This window comes from Blastopirellula marina (assembly GCF_002967765.1).
GTDB classification, from domain to species: Bacteria; Planctomycetota; Planctomycetia; order Pirellulales; family Pirellulaceae; genus Bremerella; species Bremerella marina_A.
Map to the genome: position 1 here is coordinate 248,939 of NZ_PUHY01000006.1, position 20,540 is coordinate 269,478.

Consider the following 20,540-nt stretch of genomic DNA (forward strand, 5'->3'; position numbering starts at 1 on the left):
CTGGGAGTTTCCCATGACGCACATTCTGGCAAAAACGACGGCAGCGACCATGCTCGCTCTGCTTGTCACCGTCAGCGCGCACGCGGACTGGCCCTTGTATCGCGGCAACGCCCTCGCTCAGGGTGTGGCGGACGAAGCCTTGGCAGATCAACTCGATCTGAAGTGGAAGTTTGAAGTCGAAGACGGAGCGTTCGAGGCAACTCCGGTCGTCGTCGATAAGGTTGCCTACATCGGCGATCTCGACGGGCGCGTCTACGCCCTCAACATGGAAGACGGATCGAAGGTCTGGACTTACGAAGGGAACGTCGAGCAGCTCTCCGGATTCATGGGTTCACCTGCCTATCGGGATGGACGGATCTATGTCGGAGACATCGACGGCGTACTCCACTGCCTCGATGCGAAAGACGGTAAGCTGATCTGGAAGTTCGAAGCCGGACTCGAGATCAACGGCAGCGTGAACTTCTATCAAGACAAAATCTTGATTGGCTCCCAGGACGCGACTCTCTACTGCTTGGACAAGTCGGACGGAAAGCTGGCCTGGAAGGTCGAAATCGAAGATCAGATCCGCTGTATGCCAACCGTCGTTGCCAATCGAGGCTTCGTCGCCGGGTGTGACAGTAAACTTCACGTGATCGATCTCGACGAAGGGAAGGCGATCGGGACCGTTCCGATCGACGGTCCAACTGGCTCCGCCCCGGCGGTTCGCGACGACGTCGCTTACTTCGGCACCGAAGCAGGCACCTTCTACGCCATCGATTGGAAGCAGTTGAAGGTGATCTGGCAGTTTGAAGACCCACGCAATCGTCAGCAAATCCGCGCCAGTGCCGCCGTGATGCCTGACCGAGTGATCTTTGGTTCGTACAGCAAGAACCTCGTTTCTCTCGACTTGGCGACTGGGCAATCGCAGTGGACCTTCAAAGCCAAAGGAAAGATCAATAGCTCGCCCGTCGTCGCCGGTCAGCGCGTCTATTTTGGCTCGGCCGATAGTCGTGTTCGCGCCGTCGATGTAACCAACGGCAAGGAAGTTTGGCAGTACGAAGCCAAGAGCGGCTTCCCCGCCGGACCGGCAGTTTCCAACGGTTGTTTGCTGATTGCCAGCGAACGCGGTGTGGTTTATTGCTTCGGTCCGAAATCGTAAATCCGAATCACGAAATTCAAAGCACCCTTTCGCTAGAACCCGCCATATCGGCATGTTTACTTTAGCAGAAAGCAAGATTAACTCATGGCCACCGATTCCACCAAAACCGAAGTCGGTAGTTACTTCATCTCGAACTATCCTCCCTTTTCGCAGTGGAGCGAAGACTACGTCGACGAGCTGAACACGGCGATTCACTCCGCCCCGCGTGACGGGGTTCCGCTCGGCTTGTACCTGCACGTACCGTTCTGCCGAAAGCGTTGTAAGTTCTGCTACTTCCGTGTTTACACCGACAAGAACGCTCAAGAAGTCGAAACCTACGTTTCGGCACTTACCAAGGAAATCGAATTGGTCAGCCAGACCGAAGCGATGGGCGGACGTCCGTTCCGCTTTGTTTACTTCGGTGGTGGCACGCCGTCGTTCCTCAGCCCAAAGCAGTTGAAGCGATTGGAAGATCGCCTGCGATCGAGCATCAGCTGGGATCAAGCGGAAGAAGTCACCTTCGAATGTGAGCCAGGCACGCTTAGCGAATCAAAGGTCAAAGCTCTACGCGAAATGGGTGTCACACGCTTGAGCCTAGGCGTTGAAAACTTCTTCGATAGCATCCTGGAAGAGAACGGTCGTGCTCACCTCTCGAAGGAAGTCTACAAGGCGTGGGATTGGATCGAAGCGGCTCAGTTTCCCAACGTCAACATCGACCTGATTGCCGGCATGGTGGGCGAGACGTGGGATACCTGGCGAGAAAACATTAAGAAGGTACTCGAGTTCTCGCCTGAGAGCGTCACCATCTACCAGATGGAGCTTCCCTTCAATACGGTCTACTCGCAAGATATCCTAGGCAACAAGATCGAGACACCGGTCGCCGATTGGCCGATGAAGCGTGCTTGGGTGAGCTATGCATTCGACGAACTGGCCAAGGCAGGCTACGCCGTCAGCAGCGCCTACACGATGGTCAAAGACCCTAACAAGGTGAATTTCAGCTATCGCGATAACTTGTTTGGCGGTTCCGACCTACTTGCCACGGGCGTCGCCAGTTTCGGACACATTAGTGGAGTTCACTACCAGAACAAGACCGAGTGGGCCGACTACACCGGGACACTGTTAGAAAAAGGCGAACTCCCCCTTAAGCGAGCCTATCGTCCAACGCCGGAGCAGCTTTTGATTCGCGAAACGATCTTGCTGCTCAAACGAGGCTATCTCGATGCCGACTACTTCCGCCAGAAGTTTGGTGTCGAAATCCTCGAAAAGTGGAGCGACATCTGGAAGCAGTACCAAGAGGAAGGGCTCGTGACTGTCGATGGCGATCGGATCGAACTGACCCGCGACGGCCTACTGCGTGCCGACGGCCTATTGCCGCCGTTCTTCGAGCCGCAGTTCCAGGGAGTGCGGTATACATGAGCGAGTCGCTCGTCTTCATGATGGGGAAGTTCGAGGCGACTTTCCCCACCGACCGCCAGTACTCCAAAAACCACCTATGGGCCACCCGAAGCGGAAATGCATTCCGGTTCGGGTTTTCTGCCTATGCGGTCAGATTGCTGCAGGATGTCTATTTCCTGGAGTGGCAGGTTGACGAAGGTGCTACAATTAAGGAAGGTCAGGAAATCGGCTTTATTGAAAGCAGTAAGGCCGAAAGCGACCTCTATCCTCCCATTGCCGGTGTTCTTGCGCGGTTGAACCCCGATTTGATGAGCGACCCTTCTCGGATTAACGTCGATATGTACGGCGAGGGTTGGCTTTATGAGATTAAAGGCAGTGGCGAAACGCTGCTTTCTCCGCAAGAATACATCGAACACCTCGCGTCGGTCTGGGATGTCACCCAGCGGACCATCAAGGGACAATTGAACGAGTAACCCCATGCCCAAACGTTTGACGGTTGTCGTCAGCCAAGGACAGAGCAACAATCCAGCCAAGCGAAAGCTGGAAGAAGACATCGTGGCGGCGCTGCTATTCGAGCCCGGCATCGAGGTTACGATTGTTCCGCATCTGTACGATCTGAAACCGGACGGCCCCGGGATCATGGGGCTTCAAGCGATCACCACCGACTTTGTCGTCCTGTCCTGGTTATATGAACGTGCCGCTCGCTGGACGCTGGATCGCACCAGCATCCATGGCAAACGGGGCACGACGCTCTTAGTTCACGAGTCGGACGAAGATGACGACGACCTTTTGGACGAGCCTGAAGAAGAATCCAAACTGCGGGTCATCGACAGCCGATCGATGCCCAACCGAATGATCTACTGCATCGACTTGCGGGTATCTAACAACCTGCAAGAGTATGTCGACGAGGTGAAGCGAATCCACCGTGAGGTTTCCACATCGGTAGTCGAACTCGGAGGGCTCAACGGCAACGGCTCGGCCGGGCCCACTCCGCAGCAGCTTGCGCGTGTCGCCCAGCCAACCAACGACACCGCCATCAAGGAAGGTGGGGAACTCGAGAAGCCAATCGAGGCGATTGAACCGTTTCGCATCGAAGAAGATGCCAAACGGCGTTGGTATCCGGTGATCGACTACAGCCGCTGCACCAACTGCATGGAGTGCATCGACTTCTGCCTGTTCGGCGTTTATGGGGTCGATAAGGTCGAAACCATCTTGGTCGAAATGCCGGACAACTGCCGTAAAGGCTGTCCTGCGTGTAGCCGCGTTTGTCCTGAAAACGCGATCATCTTTCCGCAACATAAAACGCCAACCATCGCCGGTAGCGACGAAGTGGCTGGCGGTGGCTTGAAGATCGATTTGTCGCAGCTGTTCGGCAAACCTCAAGAGGACGAAAAGTCGCTCGACGCCGCGGTTCGTGAACGGGACGAACAACTGCTGCTTGCCGGCCGAGAGGCAGTCGGCACGGCGGTCGGTGTCCCCAAACGCCAAGCTGAAAAAGACAGCCGCGAGAAGGACGAGCTCGACGATCTTATCGATGCCGTCGATGAACTCGATATCTAGTTGCGATAGTCCGTGTGACACGCTGAACAGGCCGCTTTGACCTTCTTCAGAGAAGCGGTCGCTTCATTCGATTTGTCGGACTCGATCTGTTTTTTCATGATCAGGATCAACGATTCGGTGTCGGCCAACATTTGGCGGAAGTTCGCATCGTACTGATTCTCTTCCAAGAGACGTCCTGACTCGTGCAATCCCTCTTGCAACAGCAACGCCTGTTGAGCCGGATCAAGATCTTGGTGCTCTGGCGGAGCTTTCCACCCTGCTTTCTCGCAAAGCACCAGCTCGTCGTAGATTCGATCGACCTTAGCCATCGCCGCTGCTAATGATTCAACTTCCGCGGATTCGACCAGCATCGGCAGCTCCGTCGTGATCGGAATAGGATGGAACTCAGTGATCTCTTTCCATAGTCCGCCGTAATCGGAACTGGTCCCGGCACTCCGCATGAAGTCGAGTGCTTCTCCTTCGCTTAGGACATCCGCCTCTCGGCAAGCAACCGCGGCAGCGGCAGGCCCGCGATGTTTTCCGTGATGGCAATGAAAGAAGATCTTGTCTTGCTTGAAGTCTTTCATCACACGTTTGAGCGAGGCTTGGGCGTCGTCCGAGATGCCATCATATCCGATCGGAATATGAACGTAACGCATTCCGTACTTGTGAGCATTCCCGACGTCGGGCTTGGCGCCATCTACCGATACGATCACATTTACGCCCAGTTCTTTCAACGTTTTAAAGCCTTCCTCGCCATGCGGCTGACTACCGCTGACAACATGCGAGGAGATCTTCAGCACATTATCGACGCCTGGCAAGTGCTCCCCATGTGGCAACTTGGAAGGATCTTGGGCGATCGCGAGTGAGGCGGTCGTTAAGAGAAAAAGTACAGCAAAAGGGCGCATGAGATTATCGCGAATCCGAAGGAGCGAGAGATGATCGTGTGGGGTTCGACCTCCTCAGTCTAGTGAGATGCACAGACCGAATCAAATCTTTCGCGCGCAAATCGACTACGCTTGTGTCGTCGAATCTGCTTCCAGCTGGACCAAGTTTTGTGGGGCGGCTGGCGGCTGACCCTCTTGGTGAATCGTAGGCTGCCAGTTCTTGATATCGAAATGCTTCGAGTACGCACCGTAATCGTGAAACGCGTATTTCTTCAACAGCCAATAAACCCAGCTTTTCTCGGGGATCTCGTTGCCGGGATTGTACTGCGAAGGGTTCGACACCAACGCATCGAGCTCTTCATAGGCAGCATGTCGCACAGTAGTATCTTTCGCTTCGTGCTCTTTCGCAAAACTGCTCAACAGATCAGGCCGTTCCAGGATAATACAACCGCGGGTATTCTTGGCGGCCAGTTCGCGGAAGTCACCCAGGAACTCCGATTCGTTAAATACCTGACGCAGGGGTCGTTCGTCGTGAATCGACTCCTTGGCAAACTGAATCACCGGACAAGGTTCGATGTCGCCGTAGGGACTGATATGATGCGTGAACCCGGTCGCTGCTGGACATAAAGCATTGCCATCGGCATCGTGGTAAGCGTCAATAATCGCGATCGGTTTCTTCACCCGCATTTCAACCACGAACTTGCGGACAGCCAGTTGCTGCTCAGGCGTCAGTGCCAAGTCAGGATTGGGCACCGGACCGACCACGCGGTAACCGTGGTACCAGCAATAGAAAACCCCCATTTCAATCAAGCGATCGATCCACTCTTCGCGAAGAAGATCGTCGAAGTTCGATTGGCACAAGCTTGTACAAACGCCAGTCAGAAGTTTGTTGTTGATGCAATTCTGAATGCCTTCCATCGACTTGCTGTACACACCCCCGCGACCGCGACGAACGTCGCTGATGATCTCGGTTCCTTCAATACTGATCAGCGGTGTGACGTTGCCCAACTTGCGAAGTTCTTTGGCAACTTCATCCGTAATGAAATGGCCATTGGTGAAAACCTGGAAGTAGGCATCCTGGTGACGACGGAAGATCTCCAAAATATCGGCATGCATGAACGGTTCGCCGCCGAGGATCCCAAAGAAAGCGTTGCCCATCGCTTTGGCTTCGCCCAGCATCCGATCCATCGCGTCGACGTCGATTTTGGCTTGCTTTGCGGAGACGTCGACCCAGCAACCTTGGCAACGCAAGTTGCAACTGTTGATCACCGAGATGTAAAGAAACGGAGGAAAGAACTCGCCACGCTTCAGCCGAGCTTTATGCTTCTGAACCGAACGTAATCCCTTGAAGCCCATCAACCATAGAAACTTGGCGACAAGTCGTTTATCGGTTTCCAGAAGAGCGCGTTTGGCCAGGCGGAAATACATGCAATAACCTTGAGAGAAATAACGTGCGGCAAGCGATTCATTCTAACGTAAAACATCGTATACGTCAGGGAAAAGAGAGCAATTCCGATCAGCGATCGTATATCGAAGGGATGCAATAAGCAGTCCTTTCTTGTGGATTTCGCGCAGCCATCCAAGCCCCCTGTTTGGTCTGCCTGCCCCCTCACGGATAAAGGATTGGAAGTCAGAGTAAGTTGTGCTGATAATGGGGGAACACCCCATGACTTAGCCAACTGCCATTACGGCTTGCTCGATATATCTTAACTCATGATTGACCCCGCCCGGATTCGTGCTGCCTACGAAATCGCCAAGCAAGATCTCCTGAATCAGCGGGACTCTTCTGGCCATTGGATTGGCGAACTATCGACCTCGAGCCTTTCGACAGCGACGGCTGTGAGCGCATTGCAACTCGCTTTGCGAAATAGCTCACAATCGAGCGAAGCGGATGTCGCCCTCATTCGTAAGGGCGTCGATTACTTGCTATCCCACCAGAATGAGGATGGTGGGTGGGGAGATACCGACCTTAGCTATTCGAATATCGCCACCACGATGCTCACGGTGGCGGCCCTGACGCTAACGGGCGATGCCGAGAAAAACCCAAGTGTCCTGTCAGCAGCTAACCAGTACATCGAGCAAAAAGGGGGAATTCCTGGGCTGCGGGCGAGGTATGGCAGAGACAAGACATTCGCAGTTCCCATTCTGACCAATTATGCCCTCGCCGGTTTGGTCGACTGGAAAGAAGTCGCTCCCTTACCGTTCGAGGCCGCCGTTCTGCCGCAAGCGTTTTACAAATTCATCCAACTACCCGTGGTCAGCTACGCGATTCCAGCGCTCGTGGGCATAGGTCAGGCCAAGTACTACCACGATAAACCTTGGAATCCATTTTCTCGGATGGCCCGAGCCGCCACGTTCAACATGGCAGCTCAAGTCCTCACCAAGATGCAGCCAAAAAGTGGCGGCTATTTAGAGGCGATCCCACTGACCAGCTTTGTGGTGATGAGCCTAGCCGCAACCGGACGGGCCAACAGCGAGGTCGCTCAGAACGGGCTCCGATTCATCCGTGAAAGCGTTCGACCGGATGGCAGCTGGCCCATTGATACCAACCTGGCAACTTGGGTCACAACGCTTTCGATCAACGCGCTTTCGGTGTTGGACGACGACGATTCGCATCTCACGCTCGACTGCCTGGAATGGCTGTTGGATTGCCAGACGAAAGACGTCCACCCGTTCACTGGGGCTGCCCCAGGTGCTTGGGGTTGGACCGATTTGAGTGGCAGCGTCCCAGATGCCGACGATACCCCAGGAGCGTTGCTGGCACTGCGTCACTTTTACGATCGAGGCGATCTCGACGACAATACGCGGCAAAGAATCCGCGCCGCGGCTCAACGAGGCTGTCGCTGGCTGATCGATCTCCAGAATAGAGATGGTGGTTGGCCAACATTCTGTCGCGGCTGGGGAACTCAACCGTTTGATCGCAGCGGTAGCGATCTCACGGCGCATGCGATGCGCGGATTACTGGCTTGGATCAACGAGCTCCATCCACGGGAATACCAGCGGTTGATCCAAGGTAAGTGGTATCTTTTCAATCAACAGAAGGGAGGCCCATGGCTGCCGCTGTGGTTTGGCAATCAAGATCGTGAGGAAGAAGACAATCCGATCTACGGAACCTCGAAAGTCTTGAGCTACTTCCGTGATACGCATAACCTTGAATACGAACTGCATACTCCAGCGCCACCGACGATTGTTCCCAAGAATGCCATTCGCTGGCTCACCTCTCAGCAAAACGAAGATGGTGGTTTTGGGGGGGGCAACTCCATTCGGGATGCCTCGGTGGGTCGTTACGAAAGCACGGTAGAAGAGACAGCGTTGGCCATTGAAGGCCTGCTTTGCGACGATAAGGGAATCGAAAATCACCCAGAGTTAGAAAAAGCACTCGATTGGTTGTGCCGCCGCGTTGAAGAAAATTCCCATGTCGAATGTTCGCCAATCGGTTTTTACTTCTCTAAGCTGTGGTATTATGAAAAGCTCTATCCGCGAATCATGACTGTCAGTGCGTTAGCGTATGCCTGCAAAGCCATTCAAGCCGCACCGAGCAGCAGCGTCCTAAGCGGAAGTGGAACCGAGAACTGAGTTAAGCAACCTTGCCTATGCCTTCCCCCTCCCAGCCTGAAGCCAACAGCGGCGTCAAGAAGCGGGTCTCCCGCCGCCGCAAAACGGCCCATCTGAAACAAGTTCCTGATCGCTTGGCGCTGCGCGAAGAGATTCAGAACCGCTGTTACCAGATCTGCGAGAAGCTCGACAAGTCGCGTCCACTGTCCAAGGACGAGATGGAGAAGATCGTCCGTCAGCTTCTGACAGAGATGGAGCTTCCCGAGTCCTACGTCGGCTGGACGATGGTAATGATGGCCTCGGCCTTCTGGCGCGACCAGGTTTCTGCTATTCCGCCCGAACGTCGCTTATTTCTGTTACCTCACTGCCTGAAGCATGCCGAAGGCTGTCCGGCCGACTACGACCAGTTCGGACTCGACTGCAAGACTTGCGGCGCCTGCAGCATCGCCGATTATCGCACCCAAGCCGAGGAGTTGGGCTATCGTGTGCTAGTCGCCGAAGGCTCGCCAATTGTGATGAAGATTCTCGTCAGCGGTTACGTCGATGCTGTCGTCGGCGTTGCCTGCTTGAACGTGCTCGAGAAAGCGTTCGACAAGATCTTACTGGCCGGCATCCCTTGCATGGCCGTGCCGCTGCATTCAAGCGATTGTCGAAACACCTCCGTTGACGAGCAGTGGGTGTTCGACATGATCCACCTGCCGCATCGTGAGCCACAGCAAAAGACGGCCACGTATGTCCACTTGATGCGTGCCGCTCAAGACATGTTCGAGCGAGAAGAGCTGACTCGTTTGATCGCGCCTCAACGTCAAACCGAAGCAACCGCTCACGCGAAACTTGCCGATCTACCGAATCTCGATCCGATCGGTGCCACCGAACAACTGGCAATCGACTTCATCGGTCGAGGTGGCAAGTATTCGCGTCCGTTCACCACACTGGCCGTTTACGATTCGCTCACCGGCGGCCAAGGTACCACGGCTAACGGAGCAACCCACGTAGCAGAGTACTCCGATGCCGTTAAACGCGGCGCGCTCGCTATCGAAACCTTCCACAAAGCTTCGCTCGTTCACGACGACATCGAAGACGATGACGAATTCCGCTACGGTGAGCCAACCGTCCATCGCCAGTTCGGCGTTTCGACCGGGATTAATCTCGGCGATTATATGATTGGCCTTGGTTACCGCTTGGTCAGCCGCGAGGTAAAAACCTTGGGGCCGGAAGTCGTCTCCAAGATTGTTGATCACCTGGCCGAAGCTCACATGCGTTTGTCGGAAGGACAAGGTGCCGAACTGTTGTGGCGTGATTCGGTCAGCAAAGAGTTGACTCCTATCGATGCCTTGAAAATATATGCGTTGAAAACTTCGCCAGCGTTTGAAGCCGCATTGCACTGCGGTATCGCCCTGGCGAAGAGCAAGGATGAGTATCGGGACGAGATGCGAAAGTTCGCTCGTCACGTCGGCGTCGCCTTCCAGATCTTGAATGACCTGAAAGATTGGCTCGGCGATTCGGACAACAAGTTATCTGCAGGCAACGATATCATTGGCGGCCGTCCCACGGTCCTATGGGCGTTAGCACTACAAAGCCTGAAGGATGATCGCAAAGCGGAATTGATCCAGGTTGCGAATGCACCAGACTTAACCGCTCATGCGAAGATTCAGCGAGTGCGAAGCCTGTACCTCGAAGGAGGCGTTTTCGAAGCGGCGGAACAGCTTGTGGAGAAATATCGGGCAAAAGCGGAAGAAATCGCCGACGGCATCGAACCCGAACCATTCCGTCGATTGTTGTATTATTTAGTGGATTCCATTTTGGAAACCACGGAAGATCACAAACCGACGATCGTGATACCAACCACGACGCTGGAGTTCCCCTTGGCCGCACCCACTTCGTAAATCCCGCCCCAAATCGATTGCCGAACGCTTCTTCGTTTGCCGCCCCCATCCCCATGCCAGGCAGCGTAGCGTTCAAAACTAAACGGTTGGCCACCTCAAGTTCGTCCACTTTCCCGCAGCAAAGGAAACGACGTGAAATCGTCTCGCCACACGATGCCTGAGTTGAGCCAATTGATCGCTCTATTTTACGACCAGCCGGAAAAGCTCGGGCAATTCGAAGAAGTATCTGCTGAGCAGACTCCTCCGCCGTTTCATCAACTGTTGGCCCACAACGAACACATGACGGTCACCGTTGAGAAGTTCCACGGCTGCAACGTGGACGTTAAAGTCCTGAAGACTCGCAACGACGGCAACTTCTACTCGCGAAAGATCCTGCTCACGCGTCAAAGCGATGGCAAAGTCGTGCAGTACGGAATCGTACGGCTGAACTGCGACTATCTAGACGACGAACCGGCCAACGAGATTAAGAGCGAACGCATTCCGCTTGGACGTGTGCTCATCGAACACAACGTCCTACGGGAAGTTCAGCTGACCAGTCTCTGGCATGTTCAACCAGCGGAAGAACTTCGCGAGCTGATGCAACTGCAGCCGAACGAAACGGTCTACGGCCGAACTGCATTAATCTATTGCAACGGCGAGCCAGCGGTCGAACTGCTTGAGATCGTCACGCGTGATTAACACCACAGGACAAATAAATTGCTTTAGCTAACCAGCTAACCGACCGGTTTACGAAGGCGTGTCAGTTCGGTTTCAACATCTTTCCAAGCGACATCCTGCGGTAGGCAAGCTTGCTTCGCCGCGAGAGCTGATGCCACACCAGCCGCTTCCCCCATCGCCACGGCATTGCCCGTGACACGATAGCTCGCATGGGCAAAGAAGTCGCCGCTGATGCAGCGCCCCGCCATCATCAAGCCATCGACATCTTGAGCTATCAACGCCCGCAGCGGAATATCGAACGGCTTAGCTTTTACCCCATCGTTATGATAGGCAGCCTTCTTGTTGGCTTCGCGGGTAGCTGCATGAATGTCGACGCTAAACTCGGAACGACAGATCGCGTCTTCATGCCGAGCCCCCAGACGAACATCGTCGACCGTCACGAAGTAGCGTCCTTTAATCCGCCGACCGTCACGCACGCCGATCTGCTCGGCAGTCGTCACCAACTTGCAATCCTTCCAAAGCCCGCCCTGGCTTCGCAGCGCCCGAGCAATTTCGTACAGTTCACGACGTGCTCGAATCGTTGCCTCGGTAACAGCTGCGGCGTCAAACGGCTGGACACCGTATTCGTGATTCATCATCACCGCGGCAACCGAGCCGCCCATATACCACAGCGTCGGCTTGGCGTAGGAAGGATCGCGACCAGCAGCTTGAATGAACTCGCGGAATTGATCTTTGGTTTGTCCACCTTTCAAGCGATCAAACTGCTGCAACGCCTCAGGGCTGGCAGTGATGATGCCCATTAGCGACATCGGCTGACAGGGACAATCCTGATCGCGGCCGAACTCCCACGCGCAACCTGCTAGTGCGCCAACATCGCCATCGCCGGTTGTGTCGACCACGGTTCCCGCACGCCAGGCTTGTCGACCAGACTTCGACTCCGTGATCACGCCCCGCACCCGATTGGAGGCGTCCTTTTCAACTGCGACAATCCTAGTGTGGTACTGCACGCGGATCTTATTTTCATCGCACATTTGCTCGAGTAGCACTTTCATGCTCTCGACATCGTAGACGTAGTTCTTCGGCCCGCTTTGCCGCTGCGCATCCATCTCCTTGAGTCGACGGGGCAACTCCGCATTCAGCCCAGGCTTTTCAGCGTCCATCACATACGAGAGCATCCCGCTTGTCCACACACCTCCCAGGCAGCCGTGCGCCTCTAAGATCCGGACTGATGCCCCAGTCCGTGCAGCACTGATTGCCGTCGCGATCCCAGCCGGACCGCCGCCGCAGACCAAAACATCGGTTGTGTCGACAATCGGAATTGTTCGCTCTGCTTCCGTCAATTGATCAGGCGAATCGGCCGGCGTCGAATCAGCGGCCCGCAGGGCGGTTGGAAGCAGGACACCTGAAAGGGAAGCTGCCAGAAGCTGACGGCGTGACACAGGCAGGGGCATAAGAAGCACTTTCGCTGAAAGACTATTGGGGCAAGCAAATCAATCCGGGAAAGATCCTTTGCAGATCTAAGGCTTAGTCTACCGTCACTACGCTCCAATCTCCAATGCTTCTTGCCCCACGCTTGGGTTTCGCCGGTGGCTTCGACTGGTTGGCGCAACCTCGTAAAACCAGCGAGAAACAATAAAAGAGTCGCCAGAATCGTCTGGTAACTTGCTTGTGAGCCGTCTAGAATGACCGCGATAGTTGTTTAACCAACTGTCTTTGCAACGTGTTTGCCCGCCCCACTCAAGCTCGAAGGCCTCTCTCCCATGAGATATGTGGTATGGCTACTGGTCGTAGCCCTCATCATTCTTCGTCAGGATCTCTGGCTTTGGAACAACGGAACCCTTGTATGGGGATTCATGCCAATCACCTTGCTCTGGCAAGCAGGGATATCGATTGGGGCATCGATCGTCTGGTTTCTGGCCACCATTTTCGCCTGGCCATCGGATTTGATTGAAGAAGTGCAGCGAGAATCGGAGGAAGGCGAATAATGATACCTTTAATTGTCATCTGTGTTTATCTCGCCCTTCTCTTGAGTTTGGGCATCTTCGCGAGCACTTTGTTTCGCGGGTCTAGCAAGGACTATATGTTGGCCAGCCACTCGATTGGCCCCTTCCTGCTACTAATGAGCCTGTTCGGTACCACGATGACCGCGTTCGCGCTAGTCGGTTCGACCGGTGAAGCCTATACCGAGGGTGTTGGTGTGTACGGTCTGCTGGCTTCCTCCAGCGGAATCATTCACTCACTTTGCTTCTTCGTATTGGGAATCAAGCTGTGGTCATTCGGCAAGAAGTACGGCTACACCACACAGATCCAATATTTCCGCGATCGTCTGCAGAGCGACAAGATCGGCATTCTCTTGTTTCCGATCCTCGTTGGCTTGGTCATTCCTTACCTGTTGATCGGCGTGATGTCTTCCGGAACCGTGGTTAGCGCGGTGACGGTTGGTGCATTTCGCAGCGAATCGTTAGCAGCTTACGACTACGGCGTCCCTCCGGCTCTCGGCAGCTTGGTAATTTCGATCGTGGTCTTAATCTACGTCTTCTTCGGCGGGATGCGCGGAACGGCCTGGGCAAATGCCTTTCAAACGATGATCTTCATGGTCCTAGGCATCATCACCTTCTGGCTCATTTCTAGTGAACTAGGCGGGCTTCAGGAAGCTTCGAAAGCGGTCGCTGACAATAATCCCTCGAAATTGATTCGTGCCGTCCATCCGCAGGATACCGACGACTTCGAGAAAGAACTTGCCAAGTGGCAAACGCTGGCGGAATACAACTACGCCACCGATGTCACGAAAGAGCTGAAACTTACCGACGAGCAAAAGTCGGAAGCGATTGCGGCTTACAAAGGCCCAAAAATCGGCAACTGGAAAGCACGTGCTGAAGCCACGTTCGCCGCAAAAAACGACCTACTTCATCTTTCGACCGTCGACAAGAATAAAGCATACGTCCTGCAAGACGACCGGTTCTTACCGGAGGAAGTACCATCCTCGTGGAGCGCGGCCATTCTTTCTGGTCACGAGCTAAACGAAATTCCTCGTGACGGTAGTGCCCCGGCCAAAGCGTTGGCCAGCAATCCGGTCTACAACAAGAACATTGGACACCCGGAAGATGACCTCGATCCGGAAGATCCCAGCAAAGGAAAGAAGTGGACGCGGAAACGTGCTGAAGGTGTCTACAAGGCAACCAAATGGTCGCCGGAAGAGCCCCACGCGATGTCGATGCTGACGTTTGTATCGTACATGTTTGTGCCTCTTTCGGTCGGCATGTTCCCTCACCTGTTTCAACACTGGCTAACGGCTAAGAGTGCCGAGAGCTTCAAACTGCCGGTCGTACTCCATCCGCTCTTCATCGCGATTGTGTGGATTCCGTGCGTGCTGGTCGGGGTTTGGGCCACGTCGGCGATGAACGGGCCAGCGCCGATGATACCGCCGCACTTTAACCCCAACGCCATCCTTCCAAAGATGGTTTCCGATATGAGTACGCCCTTCCTCTCAGGGCTTCTGATCGCCGGGGTATTGGCCGCCATCATGTCTTCGCTTGATAGCCAGTTCCTTTGTATTGGAACAATGTTTACCGAAGACATTGTCGTCCATTACGGCGGCAAAGACCGATTCAGCGACAAGCAAGTCGTGATCATCGCTCGCTCCTTCATCATTGCCATTGTCGCGGTGACCTACGGCCTAAGCTTGCTCGAACCACGCAGTGTCTTCACGCTTGGTGTCTGGACATTCGCTGGCTTCTCGAGCTTGTTCCCGCTGGTGTTCGCTTCGCTGTACTGGAAGCGTCTAACCAAAGCCGGTGCTTACGCTTGCGTGATCACGGCTTTCGCAATGTGGTGCTACTTCTTCTACGATTCCGACTTCGCTGGCAACACGAACTACACCGTGTTTCAGATGAATCCAGCCGCCACCATGGTAATTGGCTCAGCCATTGCGATGGTCGTCGTTTCGCTCGTGACGTCTCCGCCGAGCGAAGAACACCTTGAACGCTTCTTCCCTGCGAAGAAAAGCTAAAGACAAAACAGCTTAATTATCAAAAAAGCCCCTCGACCAACATCTGGCGAGGGGCTTTTTTATTGCGCGATCAGAAGAAGCAGCTACACTCGGCTCACCGTCATGTTATCGCGGTGAATTACCTCGTCGTATGGATGCTGACCGAGAATGCCTTGGATTTGATCGGTGCGGCAACGGAGGATTTTGGCGACTTCGTCGGAAGCGTAGTTCGTCAGTCCGCGGGCGATTTCTTGCGATTGGCTGTTACAAATTCGAACCACGTCTCCTTTTTGGAACGTGCCTCGAACCTCGGTTACGCCAATTGGTAGCAAGCTCTTCCCTTTTTCGCCCAGCGCTTTCGCGGCTCCGTCGTCTACAATCAAATCGCCGCGAGGCTGCACCGAGTAACCAATCCATCGCTTCCGCGGCGTGACCGCTTTGCCTTGTGCCAGGAACAGCGTGCCGATATCTTCACCGGCCACCAGCTTGGGCAGCACATCGGGTACCCGGCCCGAGGCAATGATCATGTTCTCACCCGCCGACGTGACCATTCGGGCCGCTTCCAACTTGCTGGCCATGCCCCCCTTAGAGTGTCCGGTCTTCTTATCTCGGGCGAACGAAAGAATCTCTTCGTCCAGCTTCGGCACGACCGAAAGCAGCTTCGATTCGGGCAACTCAGGCGAACCGTTATACAGCCCCTGCACATCGGAAAGCAAAATCAAAAGCGGGGCGCGCAGCAAATTGGTGACTCGGGCCGCCAGACGGTCGTTGTCGCCAAAGGTAAGCATCAACTCTTCGACCGCAACGGTGTCGTTTTCGTTGATGATTGGGATCGCTCCGAAATCGAGCACGCTGTGCAAAGTGTTGCGAATATTGAGGTATCGCGTTCGATCATCCAGATCTTCGGCGGTCAGCAGCACTTGGGCGGCGTGCCGACCGTTGTCGCGAAGAACCCGGTCGTACAGTTCGATCAACTTGGCTTGCCCCACAGCCGCAACCGCTTGCAGCTTGGCCAGGTCGGAAGGGCGCTGAGTTAGTCCGAGCTGACTCATACCGGCCCCGACCGCCCCGCTGGAGACCAACAGAACGCGCCTTCCCGCTGCTGCCAATTGAGATAATTGCCGTCCCAATTGAGTGATTTGATCTTCGTTGAGCACGCCCTGATCGGTCGTAAGAACGCGCGTACCGACCTTCACGACAATGGTATGAGCGGAGGTCGCGATTTCCTGCCGGAGCAAGTCGGTCATGGGGAGGGCTATTTCAAGGGAAAAAGGACAGATCGTACGGATATCTTAGAGTTTGACGGCCCACTTGCCATGGGGGTTCGGTCTGGAAAACACACCGCAATTGAACACTTCGGGGATTCGCAGGGCGCAAGCGGTTGAGGATTCGCAGGGTCGTTCGTAGAATGGGAACGTGCTTGCTACCCCGGCCCACGCTCTCACGCGATCGTTTCCCCCAATGGTGGCTCTCTACGGCAAACGGCAGGATTGAACTGAGATTCTATGAGTGAACTCTTCCACGAATGTGGTATCGCGGCGATCTATCACCTTCCCGACGCTGAAGAAAGCCCGCTCTGTCCCGATCAAGGTCCCGAAGAAGTTTCGCGTGTGATGCCGCGAATGCTGCTGGACATCCAAAATCGCGGACAACTTGCGGCCGGGTTCACGACCTTCAATCCGAATCGCAACCAGTTGATCACCACGCATCGCGACATCGGTACCGTGCAGGAAGTCTTCCGGCTTTCGCATCGCGGCAAAAGCGAATCGCTGATGCGTGAATACGCCGGCCGAGCCGCGATCGGTCACGTTCGTTATGCGACGTGTGGCCAAGACGACAAGAGCTACGCCCAGCCGTTCGAGCGACACCACTTAGTGAAACACAAGTGGTTCAGCTTCGCATTCAACGGACAATTGTCGAACTACAGCGAACTTCGCGATCGCCTGCTGGCCGACGACGACCATCACCTCTCCCGCGAAACCGATACCGAAATCATCATGCACGAGCTCAGCCGTGAGATGACCGGTGCCAAACGCATTTCGATGCTGCAAGCATTGAAGCAAGCGGCTCCGCGGTTCGATGGGGCCTACAGCATGGTCATGCTCAACGCCTACGGTGAAATGCTGGTCGCCCGCGATCCTTACGGCATTAAGCCGCTCTGCTATGCGGTTCAAGGTCCGATGTTCGCCGCTGCCAGCGAAAGCGTCGCCCTGATTAATCTCGGCTTTGAGCCTGAAGAGATCAAAAACGTCGAGCCGGGTGAGGCAATTACCATCGTTGACGGTAAGATCGAAGCTCACCAATTCATTGAATCGAAGCGAAAAGCCCACTGCTTCTTCGAGTGGATCTACTTCGCCAACGTTGCCAGTACGCTGGATGGACAAAGTGTCTATGTCAGCCGCACCAACCTAGGGGAAGAACTTGCGGCAATCGAAATGGAGCGTGGTAGCGTTCCGCTCGATAGCGACACCATCGTGGTGCCGGTTCCTGACACGAGTAAAGCTGCCGCCGACGCAATGGCGTTTAAGCTGGGAATTCCTTCCCGCGAAGGGCTGATCCGCAATCGCTACTCTGGCCGTACCTTTATCGAGTCTGGCAGTAAGCGTCGCCGGGCTGCCGAAATCAAATACACGCCGCTACGTGAAGTGCTGGAAGGCAAACGAATCTTCCTGGTCGAAGACTCGATTGTTCGCAGCACCACAATGAAAGTGCTCATTAATCGCCTGCGAGAACGAGGCGGAGCAAAAGAAATCCACGTGCGTGTCGCCTGTCCGCCGATCATTGCCCCCTGCTTCTACGGGATCGACATGTCGACCATCAGCGAACTGTTCGCTCCCAAGTTCATGGGGGACAGCTACCTGCTGACCGAAGAGATGCAAGACGCCATGGCGGAACAACTCGGTGCGGACTCGCTGCGTTATCTGTCGGTCGACTCGATTGCCAGGGCAGTGAACTTCTCCAGCGACGAGTTGTGTCAGGCCTGCATCACAGGCGAATACCCAACCGCAGGCGGCGAAGCCCTCTACCAAATTGCCTTAGAAACCAAGGACATCGAGAGCGAAGGCGGACGAACTTACGAACGTCGCGCCGAAGAACAAGCGGCCACCTCGACCGGGGCTTAAGCCTCAGTCATTCAGGCTTCACAAACTGACTGCGGAAGACATCCATCTCGTTCTTCCGCATTCTTCGTTCGAAGTGAGTGCGATAGTCGAGATCGTGCTCAGCCGGCGACTCTTCCACCGGATTGGGGCCTTGCAGGTTAGTATGGCTATGCAGTGTTTCGACTGCCATCTCGAAATAATCGAGCACATCGGTCCAGAAGTGCAGCTTGCCACCCACCCGCAAAGCTCGTTCAATTTCTTTGCAGAACGATTCGTTCATCAAGCGACGTCGGTGATGTCGGGCCTTCCACCAAGGATCGGGGAAGTACACGTGTACCGCTTCCAATGATCCATCTTTCACATACTGCGGAAAGATCTTCTGTCCGTCGCCATGGAACATCACGGCGTTGGTACGCCCTTCTTTGGCCAACTTATAGCCGGCAAAGCGAGCGTACTTGAACGCGATCTCAATCCCCAAAAAGTTGTGCGCTGGGAATTCACCGGAAGCCGTATTCATGAACAGCCCCTTGCCTGTCCCGACTTCGATTTCCAGCGGTTGCTCTTTGGGGAAATACGACTGCATGTCAGGCTTCTGCTCGAGAACCTCGGACTTGAAGAAATGATTCGAGAAATCGACTTCGGGATTGAGTTTGGGAAGTGCTTTTCGGCCCATGATGTTTCGTAGAAGAACAATTAGTAGCGAAAGTTGTCGTGCTTGCGAGGATCGAATTGAAACGACCGCTCTTGGGTCAGCACCGACTGGTAAGTCGTATCGGGAATCAACAAAGTCAACAGCGGCATAACGGCCATGCCAAAGACAAAGCCGCCAATATGAGCCCACCAGGCCACACCACCATCGATATCAAGATGCAGAGCACCGAAGCCTTCGATGATCTGTCCGGCCATCCAAATGCCCAGCACCGCGACAGCTGGTAAATCCACGAACAGAAAAATCACGAAGATAAATAGCAAACAACGAATCTGGGCCTTCGGATAGGTGACCGCATACGCGCCCAACACAACCGCCACCGCCCCACTAGCCCCAACCGTCGGCAACATTGCCCCCACGCCGGTCGTCGCCGACCAGTGTGTCAGCGCCGCAAAGACCCCACCAACAAGATAGAACAATAGAAACGGCACGTGACCCAAGCGATCTTCGACGTTGTTACCAAAGATCCACAGAAACCACATGTTGCCAATCAAATGCATAAAGCCTGCGTGCAGGAACATCGACGTAAAAACCGTCATCGCAACCGCTGGCAAGTTGCCAGAGAGCACCATGCGGGTATCGACCTTGCTCTGCTCCAACACTTCGCGCGATCGTGGATCGTTTCCCAGTAGATCTCGCAAATCAACCACGACATTCTCATGCGTGGTAATTGCCGACGTCAAACGCTCCGGCACAAAGCCGTACTCAATGAAGAGCCGGTTGTGCGCGACTGAGGAGAAGCCCACAGTGGCTAACAAAAGAAGCGTGTTGATCGCAATCAGGCCGATTGTCACCACAGGGGGGCGACGTGTCGGGTTTTCGTCAACAAGCGGGAACAACATGGGGAGTTACCGGCGAGGAATCGACATTCAGACCTGGTCACTCCCCCAACTCGTCGTCAGAGCAAGCTCAGATGGCGTCAGGCAGCGGGATACCCCGAATCACGCCCTCGGCGACCATGGTCGTGCCGACAAAGCTTTGAAAGTTGCAAACCAGCATGCGTCCAGGACGAAAGCGAGTTTTCTTCAACACGCATAGCAGACGATCGCCAGGACGAACAATGCCACGGAACTTGACTTCGTCGAGTCCACCAAAGCCCATTCGCTTGCCCGGCATCAAGTCGTGCTGCACGACGTACCAGGTGCTAACCTGAGCCGCCATCTCGCACATCAAAACCCCAGGCATCAACGGCATGCCCGGCATGTGGCCGCGCGTCCAGAACGCATCCTCAGCGATATCTAAGTAGCCAGCACAGATACCAGCTTCGCCGTCATCGTAAACGATGCCGGAAAGCTGTTCCATCTCGTAACGCTGAGGATTAGATTTGCGAACCCCTTCGAGGTCCGCAACGACATTATCAAAGTCAATCGACGCAGGGTCGAGAATCAGATCTTCTCGCGCCACCGTGAATCCTTCAGCTTCTGACTGGGAACTTGGGAGACAATCAAAACAAATGGCCTGGCTCGTCCAGACCATTGAAACTCAAATCAATCTGCGTGCAAGCCGCGATGGCTTGATCTCCAATCTTAGGTCTTGATCGACTTACGCTTGCCCTTGCGAGCCTTGGCGTTGGCAGGACGGGCACCATGATTGGCTTTTTTCAACTTACGATGTGGCTTGGCCATGGTTCATTTACCTTAAGCGAGAATTGCGGAATATGGAGGGCGAACTGGAGAGTCCGCGCCGGATTTTGGAGCACAATCTAT

At 54.7% G+C, this 20,540-nt stretch carries 18 protein-coding genes; 10 read left to right on the forward strand and 8 right to left on the reverse strand.

The features are described from left to right. Positions 1-13 precede the first annotated feature (13 nt). The 4 genes from C5Y83_RS09025 to C5Y83_RS09040 all read left to right on the forward strand — a co-directional run bounded on the left by C5Y83_RS09025 (position 14) and on the right by C5Y83_RS09040 (position 4,072). Positions 14-1,138 carry a PQQ-binding-like beta-propeller repeat protein gene (locus tag C5Y83_RS09025; protein WP_233207170.1) on the forward strand — a complete coding sequence of 375 codons (1,125 nt, stop codon included), beginning with the start codon at positions 14-16 and terminating at the stop codon, positions 1,136-1,138. A gap of 84 nt (positions 1,139-1,222) precedes the next feature. Next, a complete protein-coding gene (locus C5Y83_RS09030) occupies positions 1,223-2,533 on the forward strand; it encodes a coproporphyrinogen-III oxidase family protein (RefSeq protein ID WP_105329349.1) in 1,311 nt (436 codons plus the stop codon). Next, positions 2,530-2,985, forward strand: a complete 456-nt coding sequence (locus C5Y83_RS09035) for a glycine cleavage system protein H (RefSeq protein WP_105329350.1) — start codon at positions 2,530-2,532, stop codon at positions 2,983-2,985. Before C5Y83_RS09030 ends, C5Y83_RS09035 begins: the two co-directional genes overlap by 4 nt. 4 nt (positions 2,986-2,989) lie before the next feature. Then, positions 2,990-4,072, forward strand: coding sequence for an ATP-binding protein (locus tag C5Y83_RS09040; RefSeq protein WP_105329351.1), 1,083 nt, complete (start codon positions 2,990-2,992; stop codon positions 4,070-4,072). On the opposite strand, the gene C5Y83_RS09045 is transcribed toward C5Y83_RS09040, so the two are convergent. Together C5Y83_RS09045 and C5Y83_RS09050 are read right to left on the reverse strand one after the other, a co-directional pair. Next, entirely contained in the window at positions 4,069-4,959 is an 891-nt protein-coding gene (locus C5Y83_RS09045; protein WP_105329352.1) for a tyrosine-protein phosphatase, read from the reverse strand. The two genes, C5Y83_RS09040 and C5Y83_RS09045, sit on opposite strands and share 4 nt — an antisense overlap. A gap of 105 nt (positions 4,960-5,064) precedes the next feature. After that, complete coding sequence (locus tag C5Y83_RS09050; protein ID WP_199195011.1) at positions 5,065-6,366, reverse strand: radical SAM protein; 1,302 nt, start codon at positions 6,364-6,366, stop codon at positions 5,065-5,067. Between the two features lie 285 nt (positions 6,367-6,651). On the opposite strand from C5Y83_RS09050, the gene C5Y83_RS09055 reads away from it, so the two are divergent. From C5Y83_RS09055 to C5Y83_RS09065, 3 genes are all read left to right on the forward strand, one after another. Then, on the forward strand, positions 6,652-8,514 hold the full coding sequence (locus C5Y83_RS09055; RefSeq protein WP_105329353.1) for a prenyltransferase/squalene oxidase repeat-containing protein: 1,863 nt from the start codon (positions 6,652-6,654) through the stop codon (positions 8,512-8,514). Positions 8,515-8,531: 17 nt separating this feature from the next. Next, complete coding sequence (locus C5Y83_RS09060; RefSeq protein ID WP_105329354.1) at positions 8,532-10,379, forward strand: polyprenyl synthetase family protein; 1,848 nt, start codon at positions 8,532-8,534, stop codon at positions 10,377-10,379. Positions 10,380-10,511: 132 nt separating this feature from the next. Beyond that, on the forward strand, positions 10,512-11,057 hold the full coding sequence (locus C5Y83_RS09065) for a hypothetical protein (RefSeq protein WP_233207172.1): 546 nt from the start codon (positions 10,512-10,514) through the stop codon (positions 11,055-11,057). A gap of 35 nt (positions 11,058-11,092) precedes the next feature. Here C5Y83_RS09065 and C5Y83_RS09070 read toward each other — a convergent pair whose 3' ends face one another. Then, positions 11,093-12,487, reverse strand: a complete 1,395-nt coding sequence (locus C5Y83_RS09070) for an FAD-dependent oxidoreductase (RefSeq protein WP_105329356.1) — start codon at positions 12,485-12,487, stop codon at positions 11,093-11,095. Positions 12,488-12,796: 309 nt separating this feature from the next. Between C5Y83_RS09070 and C5Y83_RS09075 the strand changes: the two genes are divergently transcribed. Together C5Y83_RS09075 and C5Y83_RS29810 are read left to right on the forward strand one after the other, a co-directional pair. Next, positions 12,797-13,021: a DUF3311 domain-containing protein gene (locus C5Y83_RS09075; protein ID WP_105329357.1), complete on the forward strand. Its 225-nt coding sequence runs from the start codon at positions 12,797-12,799 to the stop codon at positions 13,019-13,021. Continuing rightward, positions 13,021-15,045: a sodium:solute symporter gene (locus tag C5Y83_RS29810; RefSeq protein ID WP_105329358.1), complete on the forward strand. Its 2,025-nt coding sequence runs from the start codon at positions 13,021-13,023 to the stop codon at positions 15,043-15,045. Before C5Y83_RS09075 ends, C5Y83_RS29810 begins: the two co-directional genes overlap by 1 nt. A gap of 83 nt (positions 15,046-15,128) precedes the next feature. Here the strand turns inward: C5Y83_RS29810 and proB are convergent, their stop codons facing one another. Continuing rightward, positions 15,129-16,271, reverse strand: coding sequence for a glutamate 5-kinase (gene proB / locus C5Y83_RS09085; RefSeq protein ID WP_105329359.1), 1,143 nt, complete (start codon positions 16,269-16,271; stop codon positions 15,129-15,131). Positions 16,272-16,529: 258 nt separating this feature from the next. Here proB and C5Y83_RS09090 point away from each other — a divergent pair, with 258 nt between their 5' ends. Next, entirely contained in the window at positions 16,530-18,146 is a 1,617-nt protein-coding gene (locus tag C5Y83_RS09090) for an amidophosphoribosyltransferase (protein WP_105329360.1), read from the forward strand. 7 nt (positions 18,147-18,153) lie between these two features. Here the strand turns inward: C5Y83_RS09090 and trmB are convergent, their stop codons facing one another. The 4 genes from trmB to C5Y83_RS30155 all read right to left on the reverse strand — a co-directional run bounded on the left by trmB (position 18,154) and on the right by C5Y83_RS30155 (position 20,459). Then, positions 18,154-18,798 (reverse strand): tRNA (guanosine(46)-N7)-methyltransferase TrmB, encoded by a 645-nt coding sequence (trmB, locus tag C5Y83_RS09095; RefSeq protein ID WP_105329361.1) that lies wholly within the window; start codon positions 18,796-18,798, stop codon positions 18,154-18,156. A 20-nt stretch (positions 18,799-18,818) separates the two neighbouring features. After that, positions 18,819-19,676, reverse strand: coding sequence for a rhomboid family intramembrane serine protease (locus C5Y83_RS09100; protein WP_105329362.1), 858 nt, complete (start codon positions 19,674-19,676; stop codon positions 18,819-18,821). A gap of 67 nt (positions 19,677-19,743) precedes the next feature. Continuing rightward, positions 19,744-20,238 (reverse strand): 3-hydroxyacyl-ACP dehydratase FabZ family protein, encoded by a 495-nt coding sequence (locus C5Y83_RS09105; protein WP_105329700.1) that lies wholly within the window; start codon positions 20,236-20,238, stop codon positions 19,744-19,746. Positions 20,239-20,360: 122 nt separating this feature from the next. After that, on the reverse strand, positions 20,361-20,459 hold the full coding sequence (locus tag C5Y83_RS30155; RefSeq protein WP_409994587.1) for a 50S ribosomal protein bL37: 99 nt from the start codon (positions 20,457-20,459) through the stop codon (positions 20,361-20,363). Positions 20,460-20,540: the final 81 nt, after the last annotated feature.